The sequence below is a fragment of the Terasakiella sediminum genome (genome assembly GCF_033100395.1).
Taxonomy (GTDB): domain Bacteria; phylum Pseudomonadota; class Alphaproteobacteria; order Rhodospirillales; family Terasakiellaceae; genus Terasakiella.
Genome location: NZ_JAWLVJ010000022.1, coordinates 1 through 22406 on the forward strand (window position 1 = coordinate 1; position 22406 = coordinate 22406).

General features: G+C 48.0%; 20 protein-coding genes. 13 read left to right on the forward strand and 7 right to left on the reverse strand.

Annotated features, from left to right (window positions below):
* The first annotated feature begins 804 nt into the window (after positions 1-804).
* The 10 genes from nosZ (at position 805) to RYZ26_RS15785 (ending at position 11297) form a co-directional block, all read left to right on the forward strand.
* Positions 805-3099 carry a Sec-dependent nitrous-oxide reductase gene (gene nosZ, locus RYZ26_RS15740; protein WP_317684195.1) on the forward strand — a complete coding sequence of 765 codons (2295 nt, stop codon included), beginning with the start codon at positions 805-807 and terminating at the stop codon, positions 3097-3099.
* An 85-nt stretch (positions 3100-3184) separates the two neighbouring features.
* The gene (locus RYZ26_RS15745) at positions 3185-3895 is read left to right on the forward strand and encodes a c-type cytochrome (RefSeq protein WP_317684196.1); all 711 of its coding nucleotides are present in this window, start codon (positions 3185-3187) and stop codon (positions 3893-3895) included.
* Positions 3896-3919: 24 nt separating this feature from the next.
* Positions 3920-4624, forward strand: coding sequence for a c-type cytochrome (locus RYZ26_RS15750; RefSeq protein WP_317684197.1), 705 nt, complete (start codon positions 3920-3922; stop codon positions 4622-4624).
* Between the two features lie 106 nt (positions 4625-4730).
* Positions 4731-6017 (forward strand): hypothetical protein, encoded by a 1287-nt coding sequence (locus tag RYZ26_RS15755; protein WP_317684198.1) that lies wholly within the window; start codon positions 4731-4733, stop codon positions 6015-6017.
* A gap of 25 nt (positions 6018-6042) precedes the next feature.
* Positions 6043-7374, forward strand: a complete 1332-nt coding sequence (nosD, locus tag RYZ26_RS15760) for a nitrous oxide reductase family maturation protein NosD (RefSeq protein WP_317684199.1) — start codon at positions 6043-6045, stop codon at positions 7372-7374.
* The gene (locus RYZ26_RS15765; RefSeq protein ID WP_317684200.1) at positions 7374-8129 is read left to right on the forward strand and encodes a 4Fe-4S dicluster domain-containing protein; all 756 of its coding nucleotides are present in this window, start codon (positions 7374-7376) and stop codon (positions 8127-8129) included. The genes nosD and RYZ26_RS15765 overlap by 1 nt, the downstream gene beginning before the upstream one ends.
* Positions 8126-9103, forward strand: a complete 978-nt coding sequence (locus RYZ26_RS15770) for a NapH/MauN family ferredoxin-type protein (RefSeq protein ID WP_317684201.1) — start codon at positions 8126-8128, stop codon at positions 9101-9103. Before RYZ26_RS15765 ends, RYZ26_RS15770 begins: the two co-directional genes overlap by 4 nt.
* 1 nt (position 9104) lies before the next feature.
* Positions 9105-9989, forward strand: coding sequence for an ABC transporter ATP-binding protein (locus RYZ26_RS15775; protein ID WP_317684202.1), 885 nt, complete (start codon positions 9105-9107; stop codon positions 9987-9989).
* Positions 9973-10470 carry a nitrous oxide reductase accessory protein NosL gene (locus RYZ26_RS15780; RefSeq protein ID WP_317684203.1) on the forward strand — a complete coding sequence of 166 codons (498 nt, stop codon included), beginning with the start codon at positions 9973-9975 and terminating at the stop codon, positions 10468-10470. Before RYZ26_RS15775 ends, RYZ26_RS15780 begins: the two co-directional genes overlap by 17 nt.
* A 14-nt stretch (positions 10471-10484) precedes the next feature.
* On the forward strand, positions 10485-11297 hold the full coding sequence (locus RYZ26_RS15785; protein WP_317684204.1) for an ABC transporter permease: 813 nt from the start codon (positions 10485-10487) through the stop codon (positions 11295-11297).
* Here the strand turns inward: RYZ26_RS15785 and RYZ26_RS15790 are convergent, their stop codons facing one another.
* The 5 genes from RYZ26_RS15790 to RYZ26_RS15810 form a co-directional block, all read right to left on the reverse strand.
* Positions 11298-11726 carry a type II toxin-antitoxin system RatA family toxin gene (locus tag RYZ26_RS15790; RefSeq protein ID WP_317684205.1) on the reverse strand — a complete coding sequence of 143 codons (429 nt, stop codon included), beginning with the start codon at positions 11724-11726 and terminating at the stop codon, positions 11298-11300.
* Positions 11723-12592 (reverse strand): bile acid:sodium symporter family protein, encoded by an 870-nt coding sequence (locus RYZ26_RS15795; protein ID WP_317684206.1) that lies wholly within the window; start codon positions 12590-12592, stop codon positions 11723-11725. The genes RYZ26_RS15790 and RYZ26_RS15795 overlap by 4 nt, the downstream gene beginning before the upstream one ends.
* A gap of 100 nt (positions 12593-12692) precedes the next feature.
* Entirely contained in the window at positions 12693-13412 is a 720-nt protein-coding gene (ubiE, locus tag RYZ26_RS15800) for a bifunctional demethylmenaquinone methyltransferase/2-methoxy-6-polyprenyl-1,4-benzoquinol methylase UbiE (RefSeq protein ID WP_317684207.1), read from the reverse strand.
* Positions 13409-13978: an SCO family protein gene (locus RYZ26_RS15805; protein ID WP_317684208.1), complete on the reverse strand. Its 570-nt coding sequence runs from the start codon at positions 13976-13978 to the stop codon at positions 13409-13411. The genes ubiE and RYZ26_RS15805 overlap by 4 nt, the downstream gene beginning before the upstream one ends.
* A 22-nt stretch (positions 13979-14000) precedes the next feature.
* Positions 14001-14669 carry a c-type cytochrome gene (locus tag RYZ26_RS15810; RefSeq protein WP_317684209.1) on the reverse strand — a complete coding sequence of 223 codons (669 nt, stop codon included), beginning with the start codon at positions 14667-14669 and terminating at the stop codon, positions 14001-14003.
* Between the two features lie 646 nt (positions 14670-15315).
* Between RYZ26_RS15810 and RYZ26_RS15815 the strand changes: the two genes are divergently transcribed.
* The gene (locus RYZ26_RS15815; RefSeq protein ID WP_317684210.1) at positions 15316-16341 is read left to right on the forward strand and encodes a type I glyceraldehyde-3-phosphate dehydrogenase; all 1026 of its coding nucleotides are present in this window, start codon (positions 15316-15318) and stop codon (positions 16339-16341) included.
* Positions 16342-16343: 2 nt separating this feature from the next.
* On the opposite strand, the gene RYZ26_RS15820 is transcribed toward RYZ26_RS15815, so the two are convergent.
* Positions 16344-18467, reverse strand: a complete 2124-nt coding sequence (locus RYZ26_RS15820) for a methyl-accepting chemotaxis protein (RefSeq protein WP_317684211.1) — start codon at positions 18465-18467, stop codon at positions 16344-16346.
* A 241-nt stretch (positions 18468-18708) separates the two neighbouring features.
* Entirely contained in the window at positions 18709-19482 is a 774-nt protein-coding gene (locus tag RYZ26_RS15825) for a DeoR/GlpR family DNA-binding transcription regulator (RefSeq protein ID WP_317684212.1), read from the reverse strand.
* 290 nt (positions 19483-19772) lie between these two features.
* Between RYZ26_RS15825 and glpD the strand changes: the two genes are divergently transcribed.
* A complete protein-coding gene (glpD, locus tag RYZ26_RS15830) occupies positions 19773-21296 on the forward strand; it encodes a glycerol-3-phosphate dehydrogenase (protein ID WP_317684213.1) in 1524 nt (507 codons plus the stop codon).
* Between the two features lie 14 nt (positions 21297-21310).
* On the forward strand, positions 21311-22399 hold the full coding sequence (locus tag RYZ26_RS15835; RefSeq protein ID WP_317684214.1) for an ABC transporter ATP-binding protein: 1089 nt from the start codon (positions 21311-21313) through the stop codon (positions 22397-22399).
* The last annotated feature ends 7 nt before the right edge of the window (positions 22400-22406 follow it).

Here is a 22406-nt window from a genome sequence, read left to right on the forward strand (position 1 = left end):
ATTCATACTTGGGCAACATCAGCCCTATGAAGTTTGAAATGAAGGCTGCATGACAGAGTAAAGTATCCTCCACTTTAGTGCAGCGGGTCCAGTTGAAGATTGTCATGAATTAGCACAAGAAGTTTGGGCGCAAAACGCGGATGGAAAACTGAAATCACGAGAGCGTTCTGCTGAAATAATTAAAAAAGTTGAGAGCGAACTTTTAAGGATAAAGCCTGAAGCCAAATACATTCTAAATCCAGATTATTCAACACAGGACCCATATTCACCCTACAATAGATTGAATGTCGCCTCTTGGGCAATTACGTGGCTTGGCAATCTGTTTTGGCACATGGAAACAACTATGGCCTTTCCTGACCCCAAGCGTCAGGACAGTCAAATAAATAGAAGCATGAAAACCAGAGGGGTGTTTTTTGGCGCATTGTATAATGATATCGAAGAAAGGATTATAACCGATCATTTTCGGGTCAGGGCTTTTAAAAACCAGATCTATTATTACGATAATAAAAAGCCTGTTAGAGTGTGATCCAATAAAATTGTTTTTTTTGGGAGGGGCGGAGATGAATGGATCAAACCTGACCTAACCAATCGAAACTCTCAGATTGACACTTTGTAAGGTTTTGCAGTCTTGGGTTTGCAGGTGTCTAAAATACACATTTTTAGTGGCATACTTTGTGGTTAATTGATCAACATCAATTAGGTACTAAGGTGTGAAGGAATATTGTCATCTCATAACTCGTTTACATCCGTAAATGGGAGGGGTGTGCTTTAAGCACATGTAACAGTTGGGATCGAGGTGGCACTATGATTCACAAATTTGGAAAGGCCCTGAGCCTTGCCGTAGCCCTTGGTATGGGCTTGGCGTCTACTCAGGTTGCAGCCCAGGACAATCTTGAAAAAATCATGAAAGATCGTGGTTTGACACAGAAAGATGTTTTGGCCGCTGCAAAAACATACGTTCCAACGGGGGGACGCGACGAATTCATCGCATTCAGTTCAGGTGGTCAAAGTGGGCAAGTGATTGTCTACGGTATCCCTTCAATGCGTATTCTGAAATACATTGCGGCTTATACGCCGGAACCATGGCAGGGCTATGGCTTCGACGATGAGTCCAAAGCTGTTTTAGCACAAGGCAAAATTAACGGGAAAGACGTCACATTCGGTGATACCCACCACCCAGCTTTGTCCGAGACAAACGGTGAATATAACGGTAAGTACCTGTTCATCAACGATAAAGCCAACCCGCGTCTGGCTGTGATTGATCTGCACGATTTTGAAACAAAGCAAATCGTTGTAAACCCGATCATGAAATCGGAACATGGTGGCCCGTTCGTGACACCAAACACGGATTACGTCCTGCAGGCTGCACAATATGCGGCACCACTGGGCGGCAAATATTATCCGCTGTCTGAATTTAACGACAAATATCGCGGTGCTGTAACTTACTGGAAATTTGACAAGAAAATCGGTCGTCTGGACCCATCTAAATCTTTCTCTGTAGAGCTTCCACCATACAGCCAGGATTTGTCTGACTTCGGTAAAGGCCCATCTGATGGTTGGTCCTTTACAAACTCTTTCTGTACAGAACGTTACATCGGTGGCATCGAAAATGGTCGCCCACCATTTGAAGCGGGTTGTTCACAAAAAGATACTGACTTCATCCATATGATTAACTGGAAGAAAGCTGCAGAACTGGTTGCAGCCGGTAAAGCAGACAAGATCAATGGTCATGACGTTCTTTCAATTGATACAGCTGTGAAAGAAGGTATCCTGTACCTGATTCCAGAGCCAAAATCACCACATGGTATGGACGTAAGCCCGGACGGTAAGTACTTTATCGTTTCCGGTAAGCTGGATACGCACGCGACAGTTTACAGCTTTGAAAAGGTTATGAACCTGATCAAAAACAAGGACTTCGCAGCGAAAGATCCATACGGTATTCCAATTCTTGACCTGCAGAAATCCATTCACCTGCAACTGTCTGTTGGCCTTGGCCCGCTTCATACCCAGTATGACAGCAAGCCATGTGTCGTTTACACATCTATCTACGTAGACAGCCAGGTTACAAAATGGGACTACTGTGAAGGTAAAGTTCTGGATAAAATCTCCGTCCACTACAACATCGGTCACCTGATGACTATGGAAGGCGATTCAGTAACGCCAAAAGGTAAATACCTTGTATCTCTTAACAAGCTTGCGATTGACCGCTTCCAGCCTGTAGGTCCGCTTCACCCACAAAACCACCAGCTGATCGATATCTCTGGTGACAAAATGGAACTGCTGTACGATATGCCAATTCCGTTGGGTGAGCCGCATTACGCTGTTGCGATTTCTGCTGACAAGCTGAAAACTCACAACCGTTATAAAGTTGGCTGGGACAGCCGTTCTGATAAGAAATCTGCTTATCGTTCACGTCCTGGTCGTGAGAAAATTGTGAAAGAAAATGGTGTAACACACGTTTATGGTACACTGATCCGTTCACACATCACGCCTGAAATCGTTGAAGTTGAAGAAGGTGAAACAGTAAGCTTCCACCTGACCAACCTTGAACGTGCACAAGACCAGACACACGGTTTTGCAATTGCTGACTTTAACGTCAACCTGTCGGCTGAACCTGGTAAAACGGTTTCTGCAACCTTTGTTGCGGATAAGCCAGGTATCTATCCTTACTACTGTACTGAATTCTGTTCAGCACTTCACCTTGAGATGCAAGGCTACCTGTTGGTTCGTCCAAAAGGCATGGCAGCATCTTCTGGTAAGGTAGACGAAGGTCAGACTTACCTTGAAGCTGACTACCAGAAACAGGTTAAGACAAACGTTGATACACAAGCAGTTATCGACAGTGTTGTCGCCTACATCACAAGCCGTAACTTCAAAGATTTCCCATCTGTTGTTGCTCTCGTAACTGACGCGACTGACCAGTTGAACTTTGCAGCTGATGCGAAGAAGAAATCTGAAGAATATGCAGCGAAGAAAGATTACCACAACGGTACACTTTGGGCGCAGCAGTGGTTCCAATATCAAGTGAAAGCAGCGGACATTGGTCTGCGTGCCAAATCTTACCTGGAACAAAACGGTGCGGTTGAGGTTAAGCAATAAATTTGCCTCTCCCTTTTGGAGGTAGCCTTCGGGCTACCTCCCCCTTTTTCTTTTATTTATTAGGAAGGCGGTTATGAAATTCATCATGAAAACCACTTCAGCATTGATTGCACTTGGTGTAATTTCGGCAATAGGTATTGCACCTGTTCAAGCCGCGTCGGTTAAACCATTTGAAGTTGCAGTAGCTGAAAAGACCAAGAAGAAAAAACACCCGGGCCGCAAGGTCTATCGCCGCAAGACATGTATGGCCTGTCACGGCAAAGGGGGCGTGAAAGCGATTTTGGATTATCCGAATATCGCAGGTCAAAACAAAAAATATTTGATCAAACAGATCGAAGACATTCTTTCCGGTAAACGTGTTGGCAGTCCTGATGGATCCGGCAAGCCCCGGACTGAAGGTATGCGTGGTGCGCTGGTGACAGCAGAAGGCGAGATGCGAATTTCCAAACAGGAAATCGAAGATGTTGCTGATTACCTGGCAGGTTTGGCTCCGGCTCAACCAAAAGCGCCGAAAGATCCAATTTCTGTGGAAGACCTGGAAAAAGGCAAAAAGCTTTACAAAAAGAAAAAATGTCAATCCTGCCACGGTAAGGACGGTAAAAAGCCCGCCAACAAAGCTTACCCATATGTTGCCGGCCAGAAAAGTGCGTACATTGTGGCGCAGATGACTGACATCAAGGAAAAAATCCGCAAAAACGGCAAAAGTAAGACAATGGTTCCATTTGTGAAGAAGCTCTCAATGGAAGAAATGAAATTGATCGCCGACTATTTGTCACAAGTCGATCGTTCCAAGTAACTAACGAATTTAACGGAGATTTTTATGTCTATCAAAAAGACACTTCTCACAGGCCTCGCAGCAGGCTTAATTGCTGCCCCAGCCATGGCTTGGAATGAAGGCGGTGGCGAACAGGAAGAAGCACTGAGCCTGACACCTGATCACGAAAACGGCATCGAAGTATATGAAGTATGTTCCGCCTGTCATCTTCTTGAAGGCTGGGGAACAGAAGACGGCACATTCCCACAGCTGGCTGGTCAGCATTTTGGTGTGATCATCAAACAGCTGTCTGACATTCGCGCGAAAAACCGCGATAACCCAACCATGTATCCTTTCGCGCTTGAAAGTGAAATTGGTGGGGCACAGGCTTTGGCTGACGTTGCCATGTATATTTCCAAACTGCCAATGAACCCTGAAAACGGCAAAGGCCCTTGGGAAGAAGGCACGCCTGAGTTTAAAAAAGGTGAAAAACTGTATGCCGATAACTGTGTGCGTTGCCACGGTGCACGCGGCGAAGGAATTCCTGAGAAATTCTTCCCGCTGATCCAGGGCCAGCACTACAAATATATCATGCGTCAGTTTGAATGGATCCGTGACGGCAAACGCCGTAACGCGAACCCGGATATGGTGAAACAGATTGCAAACTTCTCTGATGAAGATATGGCGCATGTGATGAACTATGTGTCACGCCTGTCACCACCGGCTGACCGCTTGGGCCCTCCAGGCTGGGAAAACCCTGACTTCAACTAAGTCAGATCAAAGAACCCGGTTTTCACTTAGGGCCGGGTTCTTTTAAGCCTGTATAAATCCGAAAAGGATCATATTTAAGTGGTTCTAAAAGAGGGGGTTGTATCCAATGACGGATGAAACTCAAAAGAAACGTGGCCTTGTGACCCGCGGCTTGACGCTGGTTGCCTTGGTTCTTGTGGCTGTGATGTATTTTCAGCCGACCTGGTGGGTAGCCCTTGAAGCCCCCCAATATCCGCCCGAAGCTTTTCCTGATGGCGTGCGTATTGATTTCCATATCAATGGCGTCTTCAACGGCTGTCAGCCGCTGCAAAGCACCGAAGTCTATGAAGTCGAAACACTCGACTGTGTGCATGAAATGGATGCGATCAACCACTTTGTAGGGATGTATCCAATTGCCGCAGGGGGCGTGATTGAACGTGGCCTTTCCCAATTCCTGTTCAGCATGTTGGGCGTGATGCTGGTTGGTTTCCTGATCTTTAAAGCCAAGGTTCGTGCGGCTGTTCTCAGCGTGGGGTTTGTTGCCATTTCTGTCTGGATGTATATGTCCTTTTATGGCGCAAACGGTCTGGCACTGCAGAATGCCGGATATCTGAATGCGCTTGTGGTCTCGCTTGGTCACGGCAATGAGGAAGAAGGTGAAGAACTCAGCCCCATTGTGGCAAAGCTGAAAGAGTCCCTGGCTGAAAGTGGTGAAAGCAGCCTGGTGAGCCGTGAAGAAGTCAATGCGACGCTGGATCGTAGCGGTCAAACGGAATTGAAAGATATTCTCGCAAAACTCCATCAGGGTAATGAAGCGGCGAAACCGAAATCCCTTAAAGAGATTTTGGAAGAAGCCAAGTCAAGTGGCAAGACGGGTAAAGAAGCCGATATGGAAGTCTTGCGTGCCTCGTTCGAAGCCGATCAATCCCGCAAACCTGTTGCCCAACGTGAAGCCTGGATTGGCAGCACACAGCAGGTGATGTTCTGGCACTATGAAAAAAGCCTGGGACGCTGGTTTAACAATCAGGCAGAGATCGTCCCGCTTGTTGAACTGATGACGACCATCGGGACGTTTGTTGTCTGGGCAACCATGGCAGCCATGGCGGTTGTTGTGGTGATTACGCTTAAAAATGGTGGCTTGCTCTATTGGGTTTTGCCCGGTGTTCCTGCCCTGCTGCCTGTGTTCTTCCTGATGGAATATGCGGGTTGGCTGTGGTGGTACGGCCATAGCCTGAACGATATGGGCGCCTTTACGCTGAAACCCTTCATGCCAACTGTCTTTGGTCAAGGAAAGGTTGCGCAGTTTGTGACACTATCCTATCCAAGTACAGGTTTTTTCCTGATGTTGGGTGTAACGGTTTGTATGCTGCTCGCAATGCTTTTGAGGCGTAAGCACATTATCGAAGGCGAGTGAGTTCATATGGGGGTATGTGCACACCATGTCTAAATGTTTGAAACTCTGCCTGGCTGTCCTTGCGTTGGTGTTTTTCACCACGCAAGGTCATGCCGCGCTGACACTGCAGGAACTGATCAATCAGACGGCAGAAGGTGAAACACTGGTGCCGCCGCCCGGTGTATACAACGAACATATCAAGCTGACCAAACCGATCAAAATCGATGGGCAGGGCAAGGTGATTGTGGACGCGGGCGGTGAAGGCACAGTGATGCTGATTGAAACGGATGGTGCCACGATCACGGGCATGACCTTTCAGAATTCAGGTGTTTTGCACAACGATGTAGATGCGGGCATTCACGTGCGTGGCAAATATAATGTTGTGCGAAACAATCTGGTTTTGGACTGTCTGTTCGGTATCGACCTGTCCCAGTCCAACAACAACATCATCAAGAACAATACTTTTACCTCGAAAGAACGTGACCTTGGGCTGCGCGGGGATGCCGTGCGTCTGTGGTACAGTTTTGAAAATGAAATCACGGACAATAAAATCTCCAACTCCCGCGATTTTGTGGTCTGGTACAGCGCCAATAATGTGATTGCGCGCAATGATATTCGTAATGGTCGCTACGGCATTCACTTTATGTATGCCAAATATAACCGGGTGGAAGATAACAATATTCATAAGAATACGGTCGGGATTTTCCTGATGTATAGCGACGATGTAGTGATCCGCAACAACAAGATTTACCATGCATTAGGGGCAGCTGGCATGGGCATCGGGATGAAAGAATCATCCAACATTGATGTGGTGGATAATGAAATTCTCTACAGCAGCATCGGTCTTTACAGTGACTTATCGCCGTATCAGCCGGAGACGACAAATCGGGTCTATCGCAACACCTTTGCCTTTAATCGCGTCGGGATCAATTTCTTAAGTGACTGGACCGGAAGTCTGGTGAAGGAAAATGTCTTTCGCGACAATATCCGGCAGGTTTCCGTCGCCAATTTCGCCAGTGCCGCGCGAAATGAATGGGAAGGCAATTACTGGGATGATTACGAAGGGTTCGATCTGGATAAGGACGGGATCGGTGATAAACCCTATAGTCCCAAAGTCTTTGCAGATCGCATCTGGATGGATGTACCGGATGCTGCCTTTTTCTTAGGTACACCGCTGTTATCCTTGGTGGATTTTTTGGAACGACTTGCGCCTTTTACCGAGCCATTGATCATGCTCAAGGACAGCAAACCTCAGTTTAGTCCAGAATTTGAACATAAAACGACCCGGAAAACGGGTCAGATTGCCGACGAAGATGCCGGGACATCGCGTTATGACCCCTTCGGTCTGAGCAATCCAAACGTTGGAACTGCAAAGTAATGAGCCAAAAAAAACAAAAAAGAAACCCAAACAGCCCGGCAAGTAAACGTGCCAGACGAGAATTTTTGCGCGCGACTGTGGCAGGTGTCGGGGTGACTGGGCTTGCTATGGCAGGCTGGTTGCCAATTGCGGCACAGGCCACACCACGCCTGCGTCCACCTGGGGCAATTGATGAAAAAGAATATCTCGCTTCCTGCATCAAATGCGGGCAGTGCGTGCAGGTCTGCCCAGTGGAAGCGTTGGTGCTGGCTGATGTGGATGACGGTTTTGGTATTGGTGCACCTTATCTGGATGCCAGGGCGCAGGCCTGTGACTTTTCCTGTGATGCCGTTCAATGTGTGCTGGCCTGTCCTACAGGGGCGTTAAGCCACGATATCGATAAGAAAGAACAGGTCACCATGGCCCTTGCCAAACTGACCAAGCCGGAAAACTGTTTGGCGCGCAAAGGTCTTGGTTTTAAAGGTAAGGCGCGCGGTGAAGATTTTGAGGGACTGCACCGTTATCTGGAGGTTGATCGCTGGAACCCGATCAAGGTGGCAGATCATGAATATGATCTGGAAATTTGCGATCTCTGTGTGCGCGAATGTCCGATCAAGGGCGCGATTGAACTTGTCCCCATGGGCGATGGCAAAGGGATGACCCCGGTGATTAAGGAAGCCTGCGTGGGCTGTGGGATGTGTGAAATGATGTGTCCGGTTGAACCCACTTGTATTGAAATGGATGTGGATGCACAGGCCAAGGCAGGTGCAGCATGAAACGGTTTGTAAGTTCCCTTCAGCTCATGCTGGGTAAAAAGCCCGAACGTCCAGCCAAAGACACCTGGACAGAAGGTGCAAAAGAACTTCATGCTTATAAGAAAACGGCTGAACAGGTGAAAATCCGCCGCGAAGCCATTAAGGAAGAAATTGCATCAGGTCATTCATCCAACAAATGGAAGGTGCGCCGCTGGATCTCCATCGTTGTGATTAACCTGCTGTTTGTGCTGTCCTTCCAGTTTGACATTCAGATGGTGGAAGGGGCGCTAACAGCCTCTCGTTTTGTTGGTTTCCATATGGCGGATTTGAACTCTGCCTTACAGGTGACGCTGGCTTACAAACATATGGTGATTAACCTTGTCATCGGGACGGTGACGGTTTTTTTGCTGTGGTGGCTGTTGGGCGGACGCACATTCTGTTCCTGGGTATGTCCCTATCATCTGGTGTCCGAACTGGCAGAAATGCTTCATCTGAAACTGGTGGAAAAAGGGTTGGTAAAAGATCATCCGCTGGATCGCCGTCTGCGTTCCGCCCTGTATGTAATGTTTGCCCTGTTGGCCTTTGTAACGGGCTATACGGTGTTTGAAACCATTTCACCCGTTGGTATCCTAAGCCGGGCCTTTACCTACGGCGCGACCTTCGCCCTTGTCTGGGTCGGTATCCTGTTTTTGATTGAGGTGTTTTATTCCCGCCGTTTCTGGTGTCGTTATGTGTGTCCAATCGGGTTGACGTATGGCTTTGTGGGCACTGTTTCACCTGTGCATATCAGTTACGAGTTGGAAAACTGCCTGCATGAAGGGGAATGTCGCAAGGTTTGTCTGGTGCCCCATGTTTTGGATATCACCAAAATGGGCTATGCTGATGATACCAAGATCGAAGTGGGGGCCGACTGTACTCGTTGCGGCATGTGCGTTGATAAATGCCCAACCCAAGCCCTGAGCTTCAAGGTTAAGGGGTTAGATGGAATGCTTTGATATGGCTGATAGTTTTATTGAAATAAAAGGTGTCACCAAGCTGTTCAAAAAACAGCGCACATTGGATGACCTGTCCCTGTCCATCGATCTGGGGGATCGCATTGCCTTGGTCGGATCAAATGGCGCGGGTAAAACGACCATCATCCGCTGCCTGCTGGGGGAATATACCCATGACGGCGAAGTCTTGTTTGATGGCATTAATCCACGTCTGCACCGTCAGGATGTTTTGGGTCGTATCGGTTTTGTGCCGCAAATTCCACCACCTTTGCGCATTCCGGTCAATGATCTGGTGAAATATGTGGCGGGTGTCTGCCATACCGATATGGTGCAGATCAATGAGATTGCGCAGCGTATGGGGCTTGTGATTGATGAAGTCGCCAGCAAGCCCTTTATCAAACTGTCCGGTGGCCAGAAACAGAAACTGCTGATTGCCATGGCTTTGGGTCGGCCGTGCGATTTGATGGTGTTTGACGAACCAACCGCTAACCTGGACCCGGCCGCACGTCAGGTCCTGTTTGATTTGTTGGCGGAACGGTCCGATAAATCCATGATCATTTCATCCCACCGTCTGGAAGAGGTCGCTGCGCTGGTAAACCGGGTTGTGGAAATGGATCGCGGGCGCATCGTTCTGGATGACCATGTGGAAGATGCCATTGGCACATCCGGGCGTTTGAAATGTGAAATCACGGTTTCCAAGCATGTGGATGCCTTTGCGCGCACTATTGGAGAATGGAACTTTACCTCAGAAGATAATCTTCACTGGACAGGCGAAGTTGCCGGACCGGACCGTCTGCGTTTTCTTGGTACCTTGTCGCGTTATGCCGGGCTGATCAAGGCGGTGCATATGGATGAGAATGGAAGGAAAGAGCATGTCCAGGTGGCTTAAGCTTTTTGTACTCCTTCCCCTTTTGCTTGCAGGTTGCGGTGATGATAAGACCGGGCCCGGCAAGGTCCATATCGGGCGAGATATGTGTGAACGTTGCCGCATGGTGATCAGTGATGTGAAATTCGTCAGCCAGGTCCGTGGCGGGCCTTTGATGCATCACATGAATTTTGACGATATTGGCGATGCGGTCACCTGGTTGAATAAACAGCCCTGGGCAGCCAAGCCGGAAACCGAAATTTGGGTGATGGATTATGAAAGCGGCACAGACTGGTTACCCGCCCGCAACGCCCATTATGTGGAAGGTTATATGTCGCCGATGGCATATGGCTATGCCGCTTTTAAAGAAAAGAAAGAAAACAGCGTCGATTTCAGAACCATGGTTGAACGTGTGTTGAAGGAAAAAGTGATGATCAATTGTGATCCGCTTGACCTTGAAGAACATGCCGAGGCCGAGGTTAAAAACAAGATTGGAATAAACTGATGACCGGCATGTGGATGACTGCAAAGCTCGATATCTCGGAATCTTTGCGCGCAAAATGGTTTTTTCTCTACGCCCTGATTTTTGGCGGACTGGTCGTTGGCCTTCTGGCCTTTGGGGTGACGGAATCCCGCGTTATGGGGGTGACGGGTCTGTCGCGCCTCTTGGTGACCTTTATCCAGATTACCATGGCGATCCTGCCGATCTTTGTCTTGCTTTCAACGGTACGATCATTGGCTGGTGATCGCGAAGCAGGGGTATTTGAATATCTGCTTGCTTTGCCTGTCTCGCTGGGTGGCTGGTACTGGGGTAAATTCCTGGGACGGTTTATCGTTGTGTTCCTGCCCGTTTTTGGCGCTATGTCCGGCACGGTCATCTGGGGGCTGATCATGGGATGGGATATCCCGTGGTTCCATTTTGGTTATTACACCTTCCTGTTGATCTCGGTTGCCGCTTGTTTTTTAGGGATCGGCTTTATGACCTCCAGCGTGGCGCGTTCGACCGATGTATCGCAAGCCGTGGCGTTTCTCACCTGGCTGGTGATGCTGTTGTTTCTTGATTTGATCCTTTTAGGGTCTATCATTAAAGCACATGCACCTACTGAAGCCGTTGTGGCCATTGCACTTGCCAATCCGTTGCAGACCTTTAGAACAGCCTCCATGATGCTATTTGACCCTGAACTGATCTTGCTTGGCCCGTCAGCTTATGTGATTTTGGATAGCTTTGGGCATGTGGGCTATATGGCCTGGTCGGTTGCCTATCCGGTCATTCTGGGCGGTGTCATGGCTTTGATCGGCTTTACTGTCTTTAGACGCGGAGATTTGCCTTAATCAAGATAGGGACTGAGCACGTTTTAAAAAGGCGTGCTCTGTTTCTTCTGCGATCTGATCCAGCATGCCGCCAACCAGTTTTTCAAGTAAGGGCAGACGGGTGGCAAAGCCCATTTCAAAGGTGATTTGGGTCTGGCTTTCAGTGATCTCTTCAAATGACCACTTTACCTCCAGCTGGATCGGCTCTGACGGTGCAGAGGTGATGTGGATGGTACTGTGTGGTCTTACATCCGCATGAGTAATGAACTTGTAACTGGCAGGCCCCCAGCGATAGACATTTTCCACCCGCCAAAGATCCTTACCTTTTTCACGAATACGTGCGCCGATGCAATGGGGCAGAAAGTAAGGGTAATTCTCCACATCCTGTGCGATATCAAACAGAAAGTTTGATGGATAAGGCGCGTCAATGATCCGTCTGGTTTTGATCATTTGCTTGGATGGGGAAGGGCTTTAGGTGTGGTTGCGCGTACCAGAAAGATGATGACAGCGGCACTGACATTCATCACCAGTGCATAGATGATCGCCGGGATCATCAGATTGGCGTCATTCAGGATATTAATAGCGATGAAGATGGCAAGCGCCACATTCTGCAGGCCACATTCCAGGCAGATGGTGATGCTGTCCGCCCGGTTGCAGTTTAATTTGCGCGCAATCAGAAAGCCCAAGCCAATGGTTGCGATATTCAGCAGCACCAGAAACAGCCCGACGTCAAAGAAATGCGTGGTGATATTGTCCATATTACTGATAAAGGCACCGGCAACGATCAGGGCAAAAATCAGGGTTGCGGTGCTTCTGACGTAGGGCATGACGGATTTGCACAGGCTGGGCAGTTTCAGGTTCAGGAACATCCCCAACAGTACAGGCACGCCTGTAATCAGGAAAATTCCAGCCATTACACGTCCCACAGGCATCTGGATAGCGTGGCCATCCCCCATCAAAAACAGATGTGCGCCATAAAGAACCGCAGGTACGGTGAAGATGGACGCAAGGCTTGTTACGGCTGTCATAGAAACAGAAAGCGCCGCATTGCCACTTGCCAGAACCGCGATCAGGTTGGATGTAATCCCACCGGGGCACGCCGCAAGGATCATGATGCCAAGGGCAAATTCAACAGGGCCGTTATAGAAAGAAACGACCAATAGGCCGATCAGCGGCAGAACCAAAACCTGATTGGCCAGCCCCACAAAAAAGGCCTGGGGATGCAGGGCAACTTCCTTGAAGTTTTCAAAGCGCAAACCGATACCAACGGCAAACATGATAAATGCCAGGCCAAGGGGGAGAAGCTGCTGTGCCATGGTTTTCGTATTCCTGCTTTTGATCTTGGTTTTCAGAGTGCTGATTATTCATATATAAGTCATTGATAATGGTCAAAATAAACAGGCACGCCAAGTCAAATTATTTTATCCCTGTGTGAATGGCGGCAATGCCAAAAGACAGGTTCTGAAACTGAACCTTCTGGAAGCCACAGTCATGCATCATCCCCGCCAATGTTATCTGATCAGGGAATTCGCGAATAGATTCAATCAGATATTTGTAAGCCTGTTTTTCCCCTGCGATCAGCGCCCCTAATTGCGGGATGATATGGATGCTATAAGCATCATAGATGGGCTTTAACCAGGGCGCTGCATGGGAAAATTCAAGACAGAGAAAACGCCCACCCGGTTTCAGGGTGCGGTAAATTTCGCGTAACCCCTGTTCAGGGTTGGACATATTGCGTAAACCAAAGGCGATGCTGAGACCGTCCAGACTGTTATCGGCAAAGGGCAGGGTTTCCCCATAGGCTGCCACCCAGTCGATTTGATCCGATTTTTTGACGGATGTGGCGTTCATCATGCCGAGACACGGGTCACACACAATGGCCTTTGCCCCGCGTTTGATAAACTGGGCGGCTAAATCACCCGTACCACCCGCCAGATCCACAATGGTTTCGCCGTAACAGGGATCTAGTAGTTTGACGCATTTTGCTTTCCACAGGCGATGGATGCCCATGCTCATGACATCATTCATCAGATCATATTTGGGGGCGACAACATCAAACATGCTGCGCACCTCTTTCTGATGCGTCTGTTGATCACTGCTTTCTTGCTGAAACTGAACGGAAGGTTTGACGCTCATTGTCCGTTCTTCAGGATATCTTTAATGCGGTTTGCGATTTCTTCGCCGGAAATACCATGGGCGAATTTGCGGATGAAGATGCCCGTTTCACTCATGAAATAGAGCCCGGCGCTATGATCGATCAGGTAATATTCTTCATCGTTCTTGTCATCCTTCACCACGGAATAAGACACTTTGAAACGATCTGTAATACGGTCAATCGCAGCTTTCGTTCCGGTCAGGCCGATCAGTTTGGGGTGGAAGTTGGATACATATTCACGCAAGACCTGGGGCGTGTCGCGTTTTGGGTCAACCGATACAAACAGTGGCTGAAATTCTTCATCCATGTCTTCCAACAGGTCCATGGCTTCTGCCACATTGGAAAGCGACGTCGGGCAGACATCCGGGCAGAAGGTGTAGCCAAAGAAAATCAGACGGAATTTACCTTTGAAATGCTGGTCGGTTACAACCTCACTGAAATGGTTTTGCATAATCCAGCGACCGCCAATTCTGTCGGCCTGGGCAAAGGCGTCAAAGGACAGACCTGTCATCAGGATCGTTGCAAAGAGAGCATGTATGATTTTCATCTGATTTCCTTTGGGTAGTTTGTTAATCGTCCATAATGGACAAAAAAGCCAGAATGTCGCGAATGTCTTCGTCTTCAATGGTGCCGAGGTAGTTTTTCCAGTTATCATGTTCGCGCTTTTGCGCGCGGAAATCTTCCAGTTGCTTTTTCAGGTAAGGAATATGCTGGCCGCGCAAGGGCGGCACACGGTTTGTTCCCAGACCATCGCGCTGATGGCAGAAGCGGCAATATTGCATGTAGAGACTGGACCCATGGTTCACATTGCCTTTGTATCGCCCGATCTGCACAACTTTTTCAGCCTGTTTAAGACGTTCCAGCCCATCAATTTCGCCGTCTGTTTTAGGCAGTTGGTTGGACAGGTGGATGTTTGCCAGATATTCGGTGATATCGCGCACATCTTCAGGCGATAGTTCCCGGTCATTGGCATAAGGTAGCATCGGGAGATTAATGCGTTTGCGAGTTTTAAAATCCTCGATTTGTTTTGCCATATAATCGGCGGACAGGCCTGCAAGACGGGGGTAAATTCCTTTGCCGCCGCCCTGACCATGCATTCCATGGCAACCTGCGCACAATTCGTTAATATCCTGTGCATTTTCCAACCGTTCCAGGGCTTCATCGTCTTCAATTGCAAAAGCGGGGATGCTGAGGCAAACAGTGATTAAAAACAGGAAGATAAACTTAAGACGCGTCATTTTAAATCCATGAATAAAGCTATCTTATATGATGTATGGTGTTATCCCTGAATTGGCATTGATGATGGTCAAATTGTCCTATAACGAAAGAAGAACGATTAGCCAAAAATAGCTAAGATAAGCATTAAGATTGTAGGGCAATAAATGGTGAAAAGTACTTGTGCCAATAGGATGGCCCATTTTAGTTCTTTATAGAGGCCAAAGAGGGTGATTGAGCCTAGGGTAATAACAGGAATGCAAATCGTGAGGATAAGTGAAGATATGCCAACAGGGTCGTTGTCATTACCGCTAAAGAAAGGCATCAGGAATCGAAATGCAAATAAGAGAATAAGGGAATGGAAAGCGAAGAGCCATTTTTGTGACATATTAAAAAGTTTCCTCGAACTATTTTACGATCATTGTGTTTGTGTGAGTGATATAAGCTGTGTTTCTGCAGCTATGATCGGACCAGGGCAATTTTTCGGACTTGCTTTTGCAAAGAGGAAATATTCCGTCGCTAGGAAACTGAAACAAAGGATCAGTGTGACACTGGAATATTTTATGATGATAATGTGTATTGTCGTAATGGTGAATAGAGTTGCCCCTACAAAACAAGTGGGATAAGTAATAGGCAGTTATGTCGCGCCACGAATTCGGAATAAAGAAAATGAAAAAAGTCGCCATTAATGGTTATGGCCGGATCGGTCAGTCTGTTTTACGCGCCATCTATGAAGATGCGAGCGCTTATGACTTTAAAGTCGTGGCGATTAACAGTCTGGATGATATTGACGCGGTTGCCTATCAGACCCGCTATGACACCACCCATGGCCGCTTCCCCAAGGAGGTGGAGGTTGATGGCGACTGTCTGGTGATTGATGGCGACCGGATCGTTGTTTCCAACCATGCCGACCCCAAAGATTTGATCTGGTCCGGGCTTTATATCGATGTACTGCTGGAATGTAGTGGCAGCTTTACCGATACCGCGACAGCCAAGAAATTCCTGGATACGGGGCCGCAGAAAATTCTGTTGTCTCAGCCCGCATCTGCCGATGTGGATGCGACCATTATTTATGGGCTTAATCAGGATAGTCTGAAATCGGATGACATTATCGTTTCTGCTGCTTCCTGTACCTCTAACTGCCTGATCCCGATCCTTGACATTATGGAACGCAAATGGGGCATTGAAAACGGGGTGTCCACCACCATTCATTCCGCCATGAATGATCAGAAAATGGTGGATGGTTCAAACCCGCAGAATATGCGCCTTAGCCGCAGTGGCGCGCAATCGATCATTCCGATCGGTACCTCGCTGGGTAAAGGGATTGAACGGTTTTATCCGCATTTGAAAGACAAGTTTTCCTGTTTGCATCTTCGCGTGCCGACCATTAATGTTTCTGCCCTTGATCTGTCCATTAATCTGAAAACAGATGTAACGGTGGAAGAGGTTAATCAGGTGATGAAAGAAGAAGCTTTGGGCACCTTCCCTGGTATTGTTGGATTTACCGAAGAAATGCATGCGTCCATCGACTTTAACCATGATCCCCATTCCGTCATTGTAGATGGGACCCAAACGCAGGTCAGTTGTGGCAAGACGGTGAAGATGCTGTGCTGGTTTGACAATGAATGGGGCTTTGCCAATCGAATGCTCGACATCACCCAGCATATGCTGAGTGATGCGCTTGAACATTCTTAAAATCAGGCTTTGATCCCTGCAACAAAACCGTCTGCGGAAGACTGGATGGTCTGTGACAGGTCCATCAGCAATCCGGCAGAGGTGACAATCTTGCCCATATCTTCGGTATTTTCCCGCGCGGCCTGGGAGACCATGGAGATGTTGGTATTTACATCACGCATGGCAATGGCAACCTGATTGACGTTTTCTGCAATCTCGGTGACGAATTCCTGCTGGCTGTTAATGGCTGTGGACATATGTTCAGCCGAACTATGGATGGTGGAAATCCGCTCGCTAATCGTTGAGATCGCATCAACGGCTGATCCGGTGCTTTTCTGGATGGCACGGATGCGGGTGTCGATTTCATCGGTCGCACTTGCGGTTTGATCAGCCAGTGTTTTGACTTCGCTTGCCACAACCGCAAAGCCTTTGCCCGCATCACCGGCACGGGCGGCTTCAATGGTTGCGTTAAGGGCCAGAAGATTGGTTTGTTCGGCAATATCCGTGATCAAAGAGACAATGTTGCCAATTTCACGCGCGGAATATGCAAGACCTTCAATCAACTGGCAGGCGGTTTCCGATTCCGTCACGGCAGATTGCGCGCTGGCTAACGAGTCAGAGGCCTGATTACCCACTTCAAAGATTTTTTCTTCCAGCGCTTTGGACGCGGTGGAGACATTTTCAATACTTACCGTCGTTTCTTCCGTTGCGCTGGCAATGTTGGTGGCCTTGATGGAATTATCTTCGGCCTTGCGCGCGATGGTGTCAGAAGAAGCATGGATGGTGACCGCAGCATCTTTTGATTCAGACAGGCTTTTGGCAACGGAACTTTCAAATTCATTGGCGAGATTGTTCATCTGTGTTTGACGATCTGCCTGTGCGCGTTCACGTTCTTCCATGACCCGGTCATTGGCCTGTTTGGCTTCCTGACCTGTATTACAGAAGATGGTCAGCATTTCTGACATCTGGGTAATCTCATCACGGCCACTGACTTTGACTTCGGCTTCGAAATTACCATCGGCAATTTCTTTCATGGAATTGATGGCGGACAGAAGACGCGCCGTCAGATTGCGACGGATATAGACAAAAACGATGATCATAGAGGCTACAATCGCAATCGCGGCCATGGTGATCAGAATGTTTTTGGCCGACGCAATAGTGCCACTTGTAGATTCAGCGGCTTGTTGGGAGGCGGTTTCCTGATGGGTGACCAGCGATGTGGTCACCGCATTCATTTTTTCAGAAAGGGCTTTGGTGTTTTTCTGGATTTCCGCTTGTTTTGCCTGATTTTCCCATTCCGTCTCACGCAAGGCGAACACGCTGTTCTTGCCAATGCCGAAAGAGATCAGCTCTTTCACAAGCGGGCCGATCTTGTCGCCATCAGGGGTGCCTGCAATGCTTTCAATGGCTTTGGTCAGGCGAATTTCGGCCCATTGGTACTTGGACTGAATTTCATCCATCGCATCACCGGGCGGCACCGAAATAGCCGCGATTAACATGCCGAAGGCCAGGTTTGAATTGGCTTTGATCTCACCCAAGGCAGTCGCAGTTGCCAGATCCCTGCTCAGTTTTTCAGATTTTTCAAAATCAGTTGTTTCAGACAGTGACTTAATCCCGCGCGATACATCAACATTGATCACTTCCAGCACAGGAGTTACATATTCATCCAGATCACTATAGGCAAACACAAGGTCCATGATCAGGTTGTTAAAGGTGTTTTGTAACTCAATCTGGGACGCGGTGATGTCTTTCAGGTTAATTTCCTGCTGCAATAGGGACTTATGCGCCTCTGTCACCGCGCCGAGTTTTTCTGTATCAGACAGGCGGCTTTGTAGCACATCAAGCTTTTGAGTAACGAGGGAGCCGGACCAGACAAACCGTTTGTGGACATTTTCCAGCTCTTCTTTACTGCCCGCAGAAGAAAGAAGCGGGGCAAGGGATGCTGCCTGAATAGAGGTGTTGGCTAGTTTCAGTGTATCTACAATGGTCGGGATGCTGGATGTGCTTAAGTCATCCACCGCATGATCCACCTTGGAAAATGAATTCCACGCCACGGTAGATGTCATCACCATCAGGCCCAGAATAATGCCAATCGCCAGAAACAGTCTGGATTGAATGCCGAATTTGATTTTACGTGTTTGTCGCATAGGTCCTCTCCTGTGTTAAGCGCATTGCCTGCACAGTCTCTTTTCATTGTTGTTATTAAGAGGGCTGATCCGTTTTGTTATATGCGTACGAATAGCAATGCGTATTCGGAATATAACAAATAATATTCGAATTTACGACATTTATTTTCGTTTAGTTTCGCTTTTGGTAGTAAGTGAAAAAGGAGACGAAAGGGGAAAGTATATATATGTGAAGAAGATATGCCTGATTGAGAAGGGCGAATTATTCTCCAATTTTGGGTAGAGAGTGAACCTTCACATCATTGGCAAGACAGATTTTTCCTAGCTTATCGGACACTTGCGCATCGGTCACAAAGGTGGAAATCTGCGACAAATGGGCGATTCTCACAGGGGCGGACCGTTCGAATTTGATTTTATCGGCCACCAAAATGGTTTCTCGTGCATTTTCGATAATGGCCTGGGCGACACGTACTTCGCGATAATCATAATCAAGTAAGGCACCGTCTTCGTCAATGGCGGACGCGCCGATTACCGCATAGTCCACTTTAAACTGTTTGATAAAGTCAACGGTGGCTTCGCCAATGATCCCGCCATCGGCTGGGCGTAGCACGCCACCTGCGATAATCACTTCGCAAGACTGGTTGGTGATCAGTGTGTTTGCCACATTCAGATTGTTGGTAATGACCAACATGTCTTTATGGTCCACAAGATAGTGAGCCACCGCTTCTGTCGTCGTTCCGATATTAATAAAGAGGGATGAATTATTGGGAATCAGTTTGGCGCATAGTTCGCCGATGCCTTGCTTTTCAGCTTCTGCAATGGTGCGGCGTTGATCATAGCCAACATTTGCAACACCTGACGCAATCATCGCGCCGCCATGCACGCGGTTAAAATGCTTGCTGTCACACATTTCATTCAGATCCTTGCGGATGGTCTGCGGGGTAACGTCAAACCGTTCTACCAATTCATCCACCGTGACGCGGCCATTTTGTTGCGCGAGTTCGAGAATCTGCTGTTGCCTAAAGGAAAGTGTCATGTTTTCGCCTTTCGAAATGTATGAACCTAGTTTAGCGGGAACGAAAATTATATACAAGTACAGCAATGCGAAATAATCGAACGAAAGTGAAGGTTTTAATCATAACTATATAATGTTTTATTTAAAACAATCACTTACGGAGGGTGAGAAAACGAAAATGCAGATTTTCGCATTGCAGCAATTCGTTTTCGCATTTGCGATATTCGAAATTAAACGAAAATAAATATTGACGAAACGAAAATTTCGAGCCAATTTGGGATCAACAAAGTTTACTGAATTGGAAGTTTCGAATGAATAAAGATCAAACATATGATCTGTTTGTGATTGGTGGCGGGATCAACGGGTGTGGAATTGCCCGGGACGCAGCTGGTCGCGGCTTAAGTGTCTATCTTTGTGAAAAAGATGACCTGGCCCAGGGAACATCATCTTCAAGCACCAAGCTTATCCACGGTGGCCTGCGCTATCTGGAACATTATGAATTCCGTTTGGTGCGTGAATCTCTGATCGAACGTGAAGTTCTTTTAAAGAATGCGCCGCATATTATCTGGCCGCTTCGTTTCGTACTTCCACACAAGAAAGATATGCGTCCGGCCTGGATGCTGCGCCTTGGCTTGTTTATTTATGATCACCTGGGTGGTCGCGAGATTTTACCCGGTGCTTCCAGTGTAGATCTGCGAAACGATGAAGCCGGGGATCCGCTGCACGTACACTTTAAAAAGGCGTTTGAATATTCAGACTGCTGGGTGGATGATGCACGTTTCGTCGTACTGAACGCGATTGATGCCAAACGTTTGGGCGCTGTGATTCAGACCCGCACAAAATGTATTTCCACACGCCGTGACGGCAATATCTGGATTGTTGAAGTTGAAGATCAGCAGTCAGGTAAAGTAACTGAAATTAAAGCGAAATATCTCGTTAATGCCAGTGGCCCCTGGGTTCAGAATGTCATGGAAGACTGTAATCTGTCTTTCAGCGACGAAGGGGTTCGCCTGGTTCGTGGTAGTCACATTATTGTGCCGAAGCTTTATGATCACGAACGTGCATATATTTTCCAGAACGAAGATGGCCGGATTTTCTTCTCTATCCCTTATGAAAATGATTTCACCCTGATCGGCACAACTGATGAAGATCACAAGGGCGAAGTCAACGGGGTTGAAATCTCAACAGATGAAATCGCGTATCTTTGTAAAAGTGCAGAAAGCTACTTTACGAAAAAGATTACGCCAGCTGATGTGGTCTGGTCTTATTCCGGCGTGCGTCCGCTTTATGATGACGGTGCCAGTGAAGCACAGGAAGCGACACGGGATTATGTGTTGAAGGACCATGGGGATGTAAATAATGCCCCGGTTCTGAACATCTTTGGTGGCAAGATCACGACCTATCGCAAATTATCTGAAGCCGCGCTGCTTAAAATCGCACCATACTTCCCCCATATCAAACCGGCATGGACGAAAGATGCGCCACTGCCTGGGGGGGAGTTTGATGTCAGCACGGTAAACGAAAAAATCGAACAATTGCGCAAGGAATTTTCCTACCTGGATAAGGCTTGGGCAACGCGATTGGTACGAATGTATGGCTTGCGGGCATGGGAAATACTTGACCAAAAGCACAAAAAAGAAGATTTAGGTATAGATTTCGGGGCGACATTAACAGAAACCGAAGTTATGTTTATGATAAACGAAGAATGGGCAACTTCGGTGGAAGACATTTTATGGCGTCGTTCCAAACTCGGCCTGCATATGACGAATGCGCAAAAGAGCATCCTTGAAGAGAAGGTTAAAACCTTCCTCGATGCCAAACAGAGCGCAGCTTAAACAGAGAGGACTAAATGACTTTATCTCTTGAAAATGTAACGACGGTTGTAGGTGGGGAAACCCATATTCACCCCGTTACCCTGACATTGGAAAAGGGATCTTTGAATGTATTGTTAGGTCCAACCCTGTCAGGCAAGACATCTTTGATGCGCCTGATGGCAGGTTTGGACAAACCGACTGCAGGCCGTGTCCTGTGGGATGGCGAAGACGTAACAGGTGTGCCTGTGCAGAAACGTAATGTTGCCATGGTATACCAGCAATTCATCAATTATCCCGCCATGTCGGTTTATGAAAACATTGCTTCCCCTTTGCGTATCGAAGGACTGGATGACGCAAAAATTGATCGCAAGGTGCGCGAAGCAGCCGAGCTGATGAAACTGACGCCAATGCTGGATCGTAAGCCACTGGAACTTTCCGGTGGACAACAGCAACGAACCGCGCTCGCACGTGCGGTGGTGAAGGGCGCTGACCTTGTGGTTCTGGACGAGCCGCTGGCCAACCTGGATTACAAGTTGCGTGAAGAACTGCGCGCTGAAATTCCGCGTATCTTTGCTGAATCCGGTGCTGTTTTTGTATACGCAACCACCGAACCAACCGAAGCCCTGCTTTTGGGCGGTCACACGGCAGCCCTGTGGGAAGGTCGCATGACACAGTTTGGTGAAACGCTGGACGTTTATCGCAATCCACAGGATGTGACGACTGCACGCGTTTTCTCTGACCCGCCCATGAATTTTGTTTCTGTTGCGAAAGCCGGATCAAAGCTTCTGTTCGGGGAAGGTCAGACGGCTGCGGCTACAGGCAAACTTGCCAATCTTCCTGATGGTCGCATTCTGGCAGGTTTCCGCCCGGATCATCTGAAACTGCAACGCCCATCGGATGATGCGCTTGCGTTCCAGGTTGAAGTTGCGGTTTCTGAAATCACGGGTTCTGAAAGCTTTATCCACGTCATCCATGGCGCTGACCGCTGGGTTGCCCTGACACACGGGGTGCATGAGCCGGAGTTGGGATCGAAGATGGAACTCTATGTCAATCCGCATCAACTCTACATTTTCGATGAAGATGAAAAACTCATCTTCGCACCTGAATATGCCGAAGCTGCTTAAGGAGGAG

Bases quoted from the DNA above. Each gene is read 5' to 3' on its own strand.
- RYZ26_RS15765 (WP_317684200.1), top strand. From the start codon at position 7,374: ATGAGCCAAAAAAAACAAAAAAGAAACCCAAACAGCCCGGCAAGTAAA.
- RYZ26_RS15780 (WP_317684203.1), top strand. From the start codon at position 9,973: ATGTCCAGGTGGCTTAAGCTTTTTGTACTCCTTCCCCTTTTGCTTGCA.
- RYZ26_RS15745 (WP_317684196.1), top strand. From the start codon at position 3,185: ATGAAAACCACTTCAGCATTGATTGCACTTGGTGTAATTTCGGCAATA.
- nosD (WP_317684199.1), top strand. From the start codon at position 6,043: ATGTCTAAATGTTTGAAACTCTGCCTGGCTGTCCTTGCGTTGGTGTTT.
- RYZ26_RS15795 (WP_317684206.1), bottom strand. From the start codon at position 12,592: ATGGCACAGCAGCTTCTCCCCCTTGGCCTGGCATTTATCATGTTTGCC.
- RYZ26_RS15785 (WP_317684204.1), top strand. From the start codon at position 10,485: ATGACTGCAAAGCTCGATATCTCGGAATCTTTGCGCGCAAAATGGTTT.
- RYZ26_RS15835 (WP_317684214.1), top strand. From the start codon at position 21,311: ATGACTTTATCTCTTGAAAATGTAACGACGGTTGTAGGTGGGGAAACC.
- nosZ (WP_317684195.1), top strand. From the start codon at position 805: ATGATTCACAAATTTGGAAAGGCCCTGAGCCTTGCCGTAGCCCTTGGT.
- RYZ26_RS15750 (WP_317684197.1), top strand. From the start codon at position 3,920: ATGTCTATCAAAAAGACACTTCTCACAGGCCTCGCAGCAGGCTTAATT.
- glpD (WP_317684213.1), top strand. From the start codon at position 19,773: ATGAATAAAGATCAAACATATGATCTGTTTGTGATTGGTGGCGGGATC.
- RYZ26_RS15775 (WP_317684202.1), top strand. From the start codon at position 9,105: ATGGCTGATAGTTTTATTGAAATAAAAGGTGTCACCAAGCTGTTCAAA.
- RYZ26_RS15805 (WP_317684208.1), bottom strand. From the start codon at position 13,978: ATGAAAATCATACATGCTCTCTTTGCAACGATCCTGATGACAGGTCTG.
- ubiE (WP_317684207.1), bottom strand. From the start codon at position 13,412: ATGAGCGTCAAACCTTCCGTTCAGTTTCAGCAAGAAAGCAGTGATCAA.
- RYZ26_RS15815 (WP_317684210.1), top strand. From the start codon at position 15,316: ATGAAAAAAGTCGCCATTAATGGTTATGGCCGGATCGGTCAGTCTGTT.
- RYZ26_RS15790 (WP_317684205.1), bottom strand. From the start codon at position 11,726: ATGATCAAAACCAGACGGATCATTGACGCGCCTTATCCATCAAACTTT.
- RYZ26_RS15820 (WP_317684211.1), bottom strand. From the start codon at position 18,467: ATGCGACAAACACGTAAAATCAAATTCGGCATTCAATCCAGACTGTTT.
- RYZ26_RS15770 (WP_317684201.1), top strand. From the start codon at position 8,126: ATGAAACGGTTTGTAAGTTCCCTTCAGCTCATGCTGGGTAAAAAGCCC.
- RYZ26_RS15755 (WP_317684198.1), top strand. From the start codon at position 4,731: ATGACGGATGAAACTCAAAAGAAACGTGGCCTTGTGACCCGCGGCTTG.
- RYZ26_RS15810 (WP_317684209.1), bottom strand. From the start codon at position 14,669: ATGACGCGTCTTAAGTTTATCTTCCTGTTTTTAATCACTGTTTGCCTC.
- RYZ26_RS15825 (WP_317684212.1), bottom strand. From the start codon at position 19,482: ATGACACTTTCCTTTAGGCAACAGCAGATTCTCGAACTCGCGCAACAA.